The sequence below is a fragment of the Peribacillus sp. P4_B1 genome (genome assembly GCF_056402395.1).
This window is the reverse complement of the sequence record NZ_JBFUHM010000021.1, coordinates 1-11,812: the sequence shown is the minus strand read 5'-3', so window position 1 is coordinate 11,812 and position 11,812 is coordinate 1. Positions and strand designations below refer to the sequence as shown.

Annotated in this window: 11 protein-coding genes and 1 pseudogene; 11 read left to right on the top strand and 1 reads right to left on the bottom strand. The window is 41.1% G+C overall.

Features of this window, described 5'->3' with window-relative positions; all coding sequences use genetic code 11:
• Positions 1-8 precede the first annotated feature (8 nt).
• The 4 genes from AC1DVK_RS13815 (at position 9) to AC1DVK_RS13800 (ending at position 4,247) form a co-directional block, all read left to right on the top strand.
• A complete protein-coding gene (locus tag AC1DVK_RS13815; protein WP_053347686.1) occupies positions 9-275 on the top strand; it encodes a PTS sugar transporter subunit IIB in 267 nt (88 codons plus the stop codon).
• Between the two features lie 32 nt (positions 276-307).
• The gene (locus AC1DVK_RS13810) at positions 308-1,576 is read left to right on the top strand and encodes a PTS ascorbate transporter subunit IIC (protein ID WP_477626703.1); all 1,269 of its coding nucleotides are present in this window, start codon (positions 308-310) and stop codon (positions 1,574-1,576) included.
• A gap of 120 nt (positions 1,577-1,696) precedes the next feature.
• Positions 1,697-2,542, top strand: a complete 846-nt coding sequence (locus tag AC1DVK_RS13805) for an HAD family hydrolase (RefSeq protein ID WP_317777525.1) — start codon at positions 1,697-1,699, stop codon at positions 2,540-2,542.
• Between the two features lie 406 nt (positions 2,543-2,948).
• On the top strand, positions 2,949-4,247 hold the full coding sequence (locus tag AC1DVK_RS13800) for a hypothetical protein (protein WP_477626702.1): 1,299 nt from the start codon (positions 2,949-2,951) through the stop codon (positions 4,245-4,247).
• A 150-nt stretch (positions 4,248-4,397) separates the two neighbouring features.
• Here the strand turns inward: AC1DVK_RS13800 and AC1DVK_RS13795 are convergent.
• A pseudogene (locus AC1DVK_RS13795) lies at positions 4,398-4,681 on the bottom strand (transposase); the annotation flags it as partial.
• A gap of 438 nt (positions 4,682-5,119) precedes the next feature.
• Between AC1DVK_RS13795 and AC1DVK_RS13790 the strand changes: the two are divergent.
• The 7 genes from AC1DVK_RS13790 to AC1DVK_RS13760 form a co-directional block, all read left to right on the top strand.
• Positions 5,120-6,292 (top strand): M20 family metallopeptidase, encoded by a 1,173-nt coding sequence (locus AC1DVK_RS13790; protein WP_477626738.1) that lies wholly within the window; start codon positions 5,120-5,122, stop codon positions 6,290-6,292.
• Between the two features lie 12 nt (positions 6,293-6,304).
• Positions 6,305-6,505, top strand: a complete 201-nt coding sequence (locus tag AC1DVK_RS13785; protein WP_061464834.1) for a DUF3311 domain-containing protein — start codon at positions 6,305-6,307, stop codon at positions 6,503-6,505.
• Positions 6,502-8,025: a sodium:solute symporter family protein gene (locus tag AC1DVK_RS13780; protein ID WP_477626701.1), complete on the top strand. Its 1,524-nt coding sequence runs from the start codon at positions 6,502-6,504 to the stop codon at positions 8,023-8,025. The genes AC1DVK_RS13785 and AC1DVK_RS13780 overlap by 4 nt, the downstream gene beginning before the upstream one ends.
• 169 nt (positions 8,026-8,194) lie before the next feature.
• Complete coding sequence (locus AC1DVK_RS13775; protein WP_477626700.1) at positions 8,195-8,599, top strand: DUF1259 domain-containing protein; 405 nt, start codon at positions 8,195-8,197, stop codon at positions 8,597-8,599.
• A gap of 323 nt (positions 8,600-8,922) precedes the next feature.
• Positions 8,923-9,912, top strand: a complete 990-nt coding sequence (locus AC1DVK_RS13770; protein WP_430151589.1) for a zinc-dependent alcohol dehydrogenase family protein — start codon at positions 8,923-8,925, stop codon at positions 9,910-9,912.
• Between the two features lie 234 nt (positions 9,913-10,146).
• Positions 10,147-11,457 (top strand): amidohydrolase family protein, encoded by a 1,311-nt coding sequence (locus AC1DVK_RS13765; RefSeq protein ID WP_125160500.1) that lies wholly within the window; start codon positions 10,147-10,149, stop codon positions 11,455-11,457.
• A gap of 111 nt (positions 11,458-11,568) precedes the next feature.
• The coding region (locus tag AC1DVK_RS13760; protein ID WP_477626699.1) for a hypothetical protein at positions 11,569-11,812 on the top strand (244 nt) is incomplete at its 3' end.

Sequence of the window (11,812 nt, the reverse complement as noted above, 5' to 3'; positions counted from 1 at the left end):
AGATTGATATGAAGAAAATCATGGTAGTATGCGGAAACGGATTGGGAAGCAGCTTCATCATGGAGATGAATGTAAAGAAAGCGTTGACGGAAATGGGTAAGACAGCCGAGGTGGATCATACGGATCTTACCTCCGCAAAAACAGTTCAGGCGGATATTTTCCTGGGAGCGGCGGATATTGTCGGTCAGCTGGATGATGGAACCCGGACGATCGTCACGCTGGAAAACATGATGAGCATTCCCGAAATCACATCGAAATTAGCTTCACATCTATAACAAGAACCAAATAGAAGAGGGGGAGAGAGGCAATGCTGGAACTTATCATGAATGACATCTTGGGTACACCTTCCATACTTGTGGGGCTGTTTGCCCTCATTGGACTGCTGTTACAGCGGAAATCCAGTGCGGATGTCGTATCTGGAACGCTAAAAACCGTCATGGGCTTCATTATTATTGGAGCGGGAGCGGCAGTGCTCATTGGCGCCCTTGATATATTCAGTAAAATGTTCGATCATGCATTCAATGTACAAGGAGTCATACCAAATAACGAAGCCATTGTCGCAGCTGCCCAAAGTGATTTTGGGACTTCGACTGCACTTATCATGGTTTTTGGTATGGTTGTCAATGTTTTGCTGGCTCGTTTCACGCCATTTAAATATATATTCTTAACGGGACACCATACCTTATTCATGGCTTGTTTACTTGCAGTCACCCTATCGGTCGGCGGACTTAACGGTTTTCCGCTCATCTTGGTCGGTTCCATTCTATTAGGGGTATGTATGGTGATGTTCCCTGCCCTCCTTCAGCCATATGTACGGAAGATTACCGGAAGCGATGATTTTGCCATCGGCCATTTCGGGACAATCGGATATTTTGTATCCGCGACTGTTGGAAAATGGTTTGGAAATAAGGAAAAAACGACAGAGCAAATCAAGGTTCCTAAATCTTTAGGATTCCTGAGGGATACATCAGTCGCTGTATCGCTTACGATGACGATGTTCTTCGTGATCGTCGCATTGTTTGCCGGACAGAACTATATTGAAAGGGAATTATCCGGCGGTTCGAACTTCATCGTATTTTCTTTCATCCAGGCGATAACATTTGCTGCAGGAGTCTACATCATCCTTGCAGGGGTACGGATGTTAATTGCTGAAATCGTCCCTGCCTTCAAAGGGATTGCCGATAAAGTCGCTCCTGATACGAAGCCTGCGCTAGATTGTCCGACCATCTTTCCATTCGCTCCAAATGCAGTGATCATCGGGTTCCTATTCAGTTTCTTGGCTGGACTATTATCCATGTTCCTCCTTCCGGTACTTGGATTGAAGGTCATCGTTCCGGGGCTTGTACCGCATTTCTTCACCRGAGCTGCAGCAGGTGTATTTGGAAATGCCACAGGCGGCAGACGCGGAGCGATGCTCGGGTCCTTTGCCAACGGACTCATCATTAGTTTCCTGCCGGCGATACTCCTTGTTTTCTTGGGGGATGTAGGGTTTGAAGGTACCACATTTGGTGATTCGGACTTCGGTGTGGTCGGTCTCCTAATTCTAAGCGTCATGAAACTTTTAGGATTATCCTAAACTGTTATACTGATTAGGTAAAGTAACAAAAATAAATGAATGAAAACAACAGCCTAAGATCTTTATAGATAATGGGCTGTTGGCATTTACATTATCATTCGGATTTTTGAGGTGATTTGCATGACCAATAAAGCAATTGTGCTCGATTTGGATGGCACGACATTGAACGAAAGAAATACTGTGAGTGAAACGCTGGAACAGTACATAGGGGAACTTAGGGAAAGCGGAAAGCTGATTTTCATTGCAACAGGAAGAACGCTGGAAGAAGCGAGGGACGTATTGCCGTCCGGCATGGAAGTCGATGGAATGGTGACTGCCAATGGAATGTCCGTCTTCATCGGAAAGAAACAGATCGTCGAAAATGCCCTGCCGCCGGAACTTGTGGAAGAATTGGTCGCCAAAGCAGGAGCGGGCGAGATTTTTTACGAAGTACATCCGAATGAAGGAACACGGATGGCATTACTTAAAGATAAAGGCTATATGGTTAAACAAGGTTTGGTGCCAAAGCCCGAGACAGTCGATGAAAATGAATGGCTATCAAGGCAGGATGCAGTGGAAGACAAAATTAGATGGTCAGAACAACTGGATATAAGCAGCGTAGCCAAAATCTACTTTTTCAGTAATGAAATGGATACCATCCGAAAATGGAAAGCGGATTTGGGAGAAATCAAGCAGTACAATGCCTTCACAACAGCTTCCTCCACTCATCACAATGTAGAAGTGACCGTGGAAGGCGTCTCAAAAGCAACAGGCGTTCAACTATTACTGAAGCATTTCCAGCTAGGACCGGAAAATATCCTGGCAGTGGGCGATGGCGAAAATGACCTCCCGCTATTTAAACTCGCTGGGCATTCCGTTGCCATGAAAAATGCCACAGACCTGGTCAAAGAACAAGCCGATGAAGTGACGGAGCATTCATATAGAGAAGATGGACTGTATCGCTTTTTGAAGGGTATGTTTCAATGACCAATAAAAAAAGGGGAATTTATCACTTTCTTTAGAAATCAGAGGTCAAGTTCAGGCTAATTCTAGTTTAGAAGAACCTATTGAAAATATGAAAAAACCACCTAAAGAGGTGGTTTTTTAGCATAACTGGAAAATTGGTTATGTCATGTCAAAAAGAAAAAAGAACTCTTGGAAAACACAAAGATAATGGATGATTATCTAAGAAGTATAACAAAGCTGTCATGAAAACCTAACATGAATAACGTATACAACGTATTTTTCCTTCATGTCGCATGATAAAATAGGACAAAAGGTAAAAAGAACTGAGCAGAAAATTTAAATTTACGATAGCATGACTTACGTTAAACTAGGATATTTACAAAGAACATTGATTATATTACTGATGATAAAGGAAGTAGAATACAGGATGTATAAAATCGGACTAGTCGGACTAAAAACTTCTGTAGAACAGATTTTAGACTTGGCAGAAGAATATAAACATGAATTGGAATTCATCTCTTTGCCCTATGTAAAGACTGAAGAGGTAGAGAATATTGTAAAAGAACATCATTCTCACGTACATGCATGGCTTTTTTCCGGTCCACTTCCCTATGAATTTGCGAAAAAAACACTAGGCACAGATAAAATAATGGTCCATGTTCCTGCTACGGAATCAGGTTTTTATAAATCTTTTTTAGAGTTGATTTACGAACAAGGGAAAATTATTGAGAGGCTTAGTATCGATACTATGTCTTCAAACAATATCAGTGAAGAAGCTTTGTCACAGTTGAATATTAAAACCCCAAAGATCTATACGAAAGTGTTTGAGTCAGATGTCGACACTAATGAATTGTTTCATTTTCACTTGGATTTATGGAATAAGGGAAGGACAGAAGGCGCTTTATCTTGTTTTCCGTCCGTGTGTGAAGCTTTAAGAGAGTATGGAATTCCAGCTTACCGGATGTCGATGAGTAAGATGGAAATTCGGCAAACGCTTCGGATTCTTTCTGAAAAAGTAAAGACTTCCTACTTTAAAGATACACAAATTGGTGTTGAAATCATTGAAGTTGAATATTTTAACAGAGTGGCAGAGGAAATGAAAACTCCTTATCATTTACAGTACTTGGAGCTTCGGCTAAAAGAAATGTTAATTCAACTTGGTGAAAAAATAAATGGTTCCTTTTCAGAGAAAGGGAATGGAAGATACATGATTTTTAGTTCTCGCGGCGCAATTGAACGGGAAATTATTACGCTTGAAGATACCATTCAAAAATTGGCTTTTGAAGCAGATACAACCGTTGCCGTTGGAATTGGCTTCGGCGAAACTGCCTATTCGGCGGAAATCAATGCTTTTCGGGCTATTCAACATTCAAAAGAGATGAAGAAGCGTGAAATTGTAATTATTCAAGATGATGGAAAGATTATTGAATCACCAGGCAAAAAGAAAGAATTACAATATGCTACCCGGTCCCACAATGAACTCCTTATCGAAAAGTTAAAAAAGGGGAATATCAGTGTAAAAACATATAAGAAGATATCAGCCCTTGTACAAAGAATGGGCTGGGGTAATTTTACAACAAAGGAATTAGCGAAACATCTTGAGATGACAGAACGTAATGTACGGCGTATTATTGCGGATATGTGCGAAGTTGATTTGGCACAATGCGTTGGTGAAGAGGCTCACGCCACACGTGGAAGGCCGAGTAAAATTTATCGATTATTATAAGCACCCAAAATTGGGTGCTTCAGTTTGAAGACAAAAGGGGTTCGGAATTAAAACATTTCGAACCCCTTTTTGAAATTCCCTTTGAATTTTGCTCCATATTAAGGATTGGGTCTCTACGAACCCACTATGTTAGGCCATTTTTTAACCTTTCTATGTCCAATTGACCATCTTCTTTACATTCATGGCAGCGAAAGTGAGCATCGACAATTTTTTAAGTTCCCCGTAAAGTAATCCAACCATGCCATGCTTTTCTTTTGTATCTGCGAAAACACTCAATCGTTTCTTTCCGTTTCGCATAGATAGAATTTACATCTTGATGATGACGCAGATGATCTGCTTCTTCCATATAATCTTGCCAAATATGACGTGTCGCTACTTTTTGATGGTCTTTATTTTTCGATACACTTTGATAAAAATGGACATGTCACATAGATGTGCTTTGGTAAAAAACTGTAGGCAAAAAAGAGGTTCAATCTAAATTTTATAACAAAGTTGATTGGAGCGGAAGGTGCGAGACTCCTGCGGGGAAAGCGCGTCTAGGGGAGACCCCGCAGGCACAAGCCGAGGAGGCTCCCGGACCGCCCGCGGAAAGCGAGTGCCCTACGTTCCAATCAACGTTCCCAAATTGTCTACAGTCTGAAGCACCCAAAAATCGGGTGCTTTTTTATTTTGCATGTTAAAGCATTAAAGGAGAACTTCCACTATTAAATCTAGTAATCAAACAAAATAGTTTAGAATTTTCAAAAAACATTGAAATAAAGAACACGGGATATTATACTCTATTTAAGGAATTTATTCCTTAAACTAACCGAAAATAAAGATTACCATGTAAATTGAATGAAAAGGGGATGTATTGGGTGTCTCAAACGATAATGATTCATGATTTAATCGAGGCTGTTAAAGATGAAGTGATTGGATGGCGAAGATATTTACATATGTATCCGGAGCTGTCTTTTGAAGAAGTAAAAACAGCACAATTTGTTTATGAAACGCTACAAACTTTTGGTGATCTGGAAATTTCACGTCCGACAAAGACGAGTATAATGGCTCGTTTGATTGGCCAGCAGCCTGGGAAGGTTATTGCACTGCGGGCAGATATGGATGCGCTTCCAATTGAAGAAGAGAATGTTTTTGACTTTGTGTCACAGAATTCAGGCGCGATGCATGCATGCGGACATGACGGGCATACGGCGATGCTGCTTGGCGCGGCGAAGATTCTTACACAGTTAAAGGAGCATATTAAAGGGGAGGTGCGCTTTTTATTTCAACACGCCGAGGAACTGCCGCCCGGTGGAGCCCAAGAGATGGTGAAAGCCGGTGTGCTTGATGGAGTGGATATGATCATTGGCACCCATCTCTTGTCGACTCTTCCTTTAGGGAAAATTGGTTTGGGTTACGGTCCGGTGATGGCTGGAGCTGATACTTTTAACATTACCGTGGTCGGTAAAGGGGGGCACGCCTCACAGCCTGAACTTACCGTCGATCCCATTGCAATTGGAACTCAGGTTGTATCAAATCTCCAACACATTGTTTCGAGATATCGAGATGCCCAGGAAGCTCTTGTGATTTCAGTGACTCAGTTCCATGCGGGAAGTGCGATTAATGTTATTCCAAGTAAGGTAAGCATTGGCGGTTCCGTTCGAAGCTTTAATCCGGAGTTAAGGGAAAAAATACCGAATTTTATCGAACGAATTATAAAAGGAATTACTGAAGCGCATGGAGCTACTTACGAATTCGATTATCAGTTCGGTTATGCTCCGACCATTAATGATGAAGAAGTTACCCGATTGATGGACGAAACCGTCTGTGAAGTATTTGGTGAAGAAAGCCGAGAGATTGTAAAGCCGATTATGGGAAGTGAGGACTTCTCTGCTTTTCAAAAAGTAGTTCCGGGATCTTATATTGTAATAGGGGCCCGTAATGAAGAAAAAGGGATTATATATCCTCATCATCATCCGAAATTCACGATCGATGAACAGGCTTTACAAAATGGGGTGAAGTTATTTGTTCACGCGACTTTTAAAATGTTAAATCTAACTTACTAGGGGGCTAAGAGTATGAAAAAAATATATTGGCTCGGAATAATCCCGTTTCTTGGCATTATTGTAGGTGCTTTGTTTACAAATAAAGTGACTCCCTATGTTCTGGGAATGCCATTTTTTCACTTTTGGATTGTACTCTGGTCTGTGCTAACCACATGTATTATGGGGATTATCTATCTATTGGATCCAGCTAATCAGAAGGGAGATTCAAGATGAATATTGCCGTGTTATTCATCCTGTTTTTTTTCGTCATTTCCGTAGTGATTGGTATCCAGGCTAAAAAAGGGAAGGAAATGAACTTAGAACAATGGTCAGTCGGGGGACGCGGAATGGGAGCCCTTTTGATTTTCCTCTTGTCCGCAGGTGAAATGTATACGACCTTCACCTTTTTAGGTGCAAGTGGCTCGGCTTATGGGGAAGGAGGTTCCATCTTTAGTATCGTATCATACGGCTGTCTGGCAACAGTCATCTCCTACTGGACATTTCCTGCTATCTGGAGGTATGCAAAGAAACACCAATTAGTTTCCCAATCAGATTTTTTTGTGAAAAAATATCAAAGTCCTTATCTTGGTGTGCTTGTTGCTGTAATTGGTGTTATAGCTTGTACTTGCTACTTAGTTCTGCAATTGAAGGGGTTAGGATATATCGTTTCTGCAACATCTTATGGGGCCATTTCTTCTACAGCTGCCATTTGGGTTGGAGCAATTGGTGTAACCATTTTCGTAATGGTTTCCGGTATTCACGGTTCTGCCAGGACAGCTATTTTGAAGGATATTCTGATTCTTGGCATTGTCGTATTTTTAGGGGTTTATTTCCCTCTTCATTATTATGACGGTCTTCAACCCATGTTTGAGGCCATTGAAAATGCAAAGCCGAACTATACCATACTTCCGGATCAAGGAATGGGCGTTTCGTGGTATATATCGACCGTTATACTAAGCTCCATTGGATTTTATATGTGGCCGCACGGGTTTTCTCCTATTTATGCTGCCTCTAGCGAAAAAGCTTTACGAAAAAATGCAATCCTAATGCCAATGTACCAATTGATTTTGTTGTTTGCCTTTTTTGTCGGATTTGCAGCTATCTTGCAGACGCCTGGATTAAAAGGCAGCGAAGCCGATCTTATCTTGCTGCAGCTTTCTAAACAGGATTTTGATCCATGGTTTGTGGGCTTAATAGGTGGCACTGGCGTGTTAGCCGCTTTAGTACCAAGTTCCATGCTGTTGATGTCAATATCAACATTGCTTGCAAAAAATGTATATAAGGTATTCAATCCATCGGCAACTGAAAATCAGATTGCAAAATTGGTAAAATACTTGGTTCCCCTTATTTCTCTCGTAGGAATTTACTTGACCTTTAAAGGTGGAAATTCCCTCTTTAGTCTTGCTTTAATCGCCTATAATTTTATCACACAACTAGCTCCTGCCTTTTTCGCAAGCTTGATGAGAAAGAATTTTATAACCAAACATGGAGCATTTGCCGGGATTATAACAGGAGGCGTGCTAGTCTCCATTATGGAACTAGGGAACATAAAAATTGGTCATCTATTTCCTTATCTTCCTCAAGCAATTAAAGACTTGAATGTAGGAATTATCGCTCTATTTGTTAATATCGTAGTTTTAGTGGTTGTCAGTGTGATGACAAAAAACATTACTAATACTCATAAAGATAATGATGTTTTGGAGACAACAACAGTAGAGAACAAGCTTCTAATACAAAAAGAATCAAATAGCTAACACAACATGAATATTTGCTGCTCCAAGTAATTCATTCCGATAAGATTATATTAATACGAATGCCCTCCAGTTAAATGATCTGGAGGGTATTTTTTCCTTCCTTTATTTTATGATTCATCATTAATTAGGATTAAACATCATAATATCCCAATTAAAAGGAGGCTTAATTATGAATGACTATAACTCTCTTTGTGAACAATTTGCCAAAATTCTAAATGGGAAAAGCGACATAAATAAAGGTGTTTGTTCTGTATCCTTGCATCGCAATATTGAAGTGTTTGTCCAAGGGCGTCCGAGCAACTCAGTTGTACCAGTAGGGGTTTTATTTGAATCATTGGATCAAAACGGTATTGCACTAAATTTGGGTGAAATAGCAATTTTACAAGAAGAAATTCCAGGATTTATGCAATCAGTTGTCCAACAGGGAATTATTGTTAGTGCCTTGCATAATCATTGGTTATATATGAAACCTTTGATTTTGTATATTCATATTCAATCAGTCGAACCCCCATTAAATTTCGCGAAAAAATTGGCGCATTCTTTTTCAACTTTAAGCAGCTATCCAGTTCGATAAATTGATATTTGTTCGTATAAACAAGGCGTTAGCGGTAAATTCTACTGGATTAAATTGAGGGATTTATAAAAAGGTTTTAAGTATTTTCTTATTAACAAAAGGATGTTTTACTAAAACCAGGGGTGCTGCGGCAGCCTTTTTCTTATGGAACGAAAGGGGCAGATCAATTGAAGATGAAAAAACAGAAGAAAAGTGAAAAGCTCTTTCCGTTTTTAAGATTTGCTGTTTAAAAGGTGAGTGACAACTCTTGGAAAAATACAGGATAGGCTGGTTCTGTATAAATGATAAAATAGTTAGAACTATATTAAAGGAGACTTACTATTTTGGAAGCTAAATGTGCTAAATTTTATGAGTTTGGGCATCCACAAAAAGTTATAAAAGTGGAAAATAAATTCATTCAAATGCCTGTGGACGGGGAAGTCCTTGTACGGATGACTGCACGTCCTATCAATCCATCTGACTTGCTGCCCATTCGGGGCGCATATTCCCACCGAATTCCCTTGCCTTCCATTCCTGGTTATGAAGGCGTCGGCATAGTGGAAGCGGTGGGTCCTTCGGTTTCGCAAGAGCTGATTGGTAAGCGTGTTCTGCCTTTGCGCGGTGAAGGTACCTGGCAGGATTATGTTAAAACATCTGCGGATTTGGCAATCGTCATTCCTGATTCCATTGAGGACCATATAGCAGCGCAATTATATATAAATCCGATAACCGCTTGGTTAACAATCACAGAAGTATTGGCATTGAAACCTGATGATGTATTACTCGTGAATGCTTGCGGATCTTCCATTGGCCGCATCTTCACCCAGTTATCCAAGATTCTTGGATTTAAGCTGATTGCTGTAACCAGAAACAATACCTATACGGAAGAACTGCTTAAACTTGGTGCTGCATATGTAATCGATACATCTGAATCATCATTGCATGATACCGTGATGGAGTGGACGAATGGACGCGGAGCGAACGCGGCCATAGATTCGGTGGGAGGTACAGATGGTTCCGAGTTAGCCTTTTGTGTTCGGCCTAATGGCATATTATTAACAATTGGTCTTCTATCAGGAAAGTCTGTAAATTGGGCGAAAATTTCACAAAGGACAAAAGTAAATGTTAAAATGTTTCATCTACGGCATTGGAATCAACAGGCATCCGTTCAGACATGGCAAGAAACGTTTAACCTTTTGATGGGATTCATTAACGATAAAAGGTTGAGTTTCATGATGCCGGATTCTTACTACGGCCTTGGGGATGTACAAGAAGCCATTCGTGTCATGGAAACCCCTATGAGCAATAGGGGGAAGATTTTTTTAAGCAACTGATTTTGCATTCTTCATCAATTCGTTAAATTTGCAATGGGCATCATCGATGTGGTTTGCTGATTAAATGAAACAAGATTATTCCGTTCACTCTTCCAATAGGTTCCTAAGGTAAATGGAAATGCTCCCYGATAATATGGAATTACTTGATTATCTGTAAGAGGCTAGTTTAGAATGCGGAATAGTAACATGACATGTTGTTCAATGATACGAAATGACTTTGGAGGAAATAATTACATGAAAACGATATATATGAATGGTACCTTTTTTACGATGGACAAGGAAAATCAAATCTTTGAAAAAGGCATGATGATTGTACAAGATCAAACCATATCCTACATCGGCCAGCATTCTGAAGAACAATTGGCAGATGCCGATCAAGTGGTCGACCTTGGCGGAAAATGGATTATGCCAGGTCTAGTGAATGCCCATTCGCATATTGTGATGACTCTTTTACGCGGAATCGGGGACGATATGCTGCTGAAGCCATGGCTTGAAACAAAAATATGGCCGATTGAAAGCCAGTTTACAACGGAAATCGCCTCTGTAAGTTCTCAGCTTGGCATTATGGAAATGCTGAAATCAGGAACAACGACATTTTCGGATATGTTTAATCCTAATGGAATAGATGCAGGTGCTGTCATGGAGACGATAGGCGAAACAGGAATGCGCGGAGCCTTTTCCTACACGATTTTCAGCTTAGGTACGGAAAAAGAACAAAAAGCGAACCTCATGGGGGCTGAGCAGTTTTCAAAAAACTATAAGACGTTTGCCGATGGCCGCCTGACTACCATGGTCGCGCCACACAGCCCTTATGCTTGTACACCTGAAGCGATTATGGAAAGTGCACGGATTGCAAAAGAGAATGATTTGATGGTGCACATTCACGTTTCGGAAACGGACTTTGAAATCCTTGACATCGAAAAGCGTTTTGGATTCCGTCCTGTCGAGCACCTTCGCCGTTTAGGTCTTTTTGATCAGCCTACAGTGATGGCCCATGGTGTCGTACTCAATGATGAAGAGCGGGCGATACTAAAACAGCATGATGTTCGGGTTGCTCATAATCCAATCAGTAATCTGAAGCTGGGATCGGGAATTGCTGATATCGTCAGCCTTCTTGATGCAGGCATTAAAGTTGGGGTTGCAACAGATGGTGTTGCATCCAACAACAACTTCGATATGTTCGAGGAAATGAGGACGGCGGCATTATTGCAAAAAGGCATCTATAAGGATGCCACTAAATTCCCTGCTCAAACGGCACTGGCCATGGCCACGAGAATGGGTGCCGAAGCAATCGGCATGGGTCATACGGGATCACTTGAAGCTGGTAAAAAAGCAGATTTCATCACCATTTACCCTTATAACAAAGAGCATCTGCAGCCGCTGAGTGAAGCGTATTCGCATTTGCTTTATGCCGCACGCGGAAATGATGTATCTGATGTATACATTGACGGCAAGATGATTGTGAAAAATGGCGAATGCTTAACGATCGATGAAGAAAAAGTAATTGCCGAAACGAATCGTCTGCAGGGCACACTATCACGATAAATACGACACGAAACTTGCAGCTTCTTTCAGACTGAAGGCAAACTCGATAAAAATGGAGTTTGTCTTCAGTTTTTTTAGGTTTTAAATTTTGACCGTTCCAATCCACTCTGCATGAAAACGAAGATCAAACCCAATTTACCCAYCGTTTTGGAGGGTTTGTACTACAACCGTTCCAATCCACTGCAGGCACTCGCTTTCCGCGGGCGGTCCGGGAGCCTCCTCGGCGCCTTTAGCGCCTGTGGGGTCTCCCTTGGACACGTATTTCCCGCAGGAGTCTCACGCCTTCCGTTCCAATCCACTCTGCATGAAAACGAAGATCAAACCCAATTTACCCAGATCAAACCCAATTTACCCA

What these genes read in the sequence shown, in the direction of transcription:
- AC1DVK_RS13815 (WP_053347686.1), top strand. Translation starts at nt 9, where the DNA reads ATGAAGAAAATCATGGTAGTATGCGGAAACGGATTGGGAAGCAGCTTC.
- AC1DVK_RS13805 (WP_317777525.1), top strand. Translation starts at nt 1,697, where the DNA reads ATGACCAATAAAGCAATTGTGCTCGATTTGGATGGCACGACATTGAAC.
- AC1DVK_RS13800 (WP_477626702.1), top strand. Translation starts at nt 2,949, where the DNA reads ATGTATAAAATCGGACTAGTCGGACTAAAAACTTCTGTAGAACAGATT.
- AC1DVK_RS13790 (WP_477626738.1), top strand. Translation starts at nt 5,120, where the DNA reads ATGATTCATGATTTAATCGAGGCTGTTAAAGATGAAGTGATTGGATGG.
- AC1DVK_RS13785 (WP_061464834.1), top strand. Translation starts at nt 6,305, where the DNA reads ATGAAAAAAATATATTGGCTCGGAATAATCCCGTTTCTTGGCATTATT.
- AC1DVK_RS13780 (WP_477626701.1), top strand. Translation starts at nt 6,502, where the DNA reads ATGAATATTGCCGTGTTATTCATCCTGTTTTTTTTCGTCATTTCCGTA.
- AC1DVK_RS13775 (WP_477626700.1), top strand. Translation starts at nt 8,195, where the DNA reads ATGAATGACTATAACTCTCTTTGTGAACAATTTGCCAAAATTCTAAAT.
- AC1DVK_RS13765 (WP_125160500.1), top strand. Translation starts at nt 10,147, where the DNA reads ATGAAAACGATATATATGAATGGTACCTTTTTTACGATGGACAAGGAA.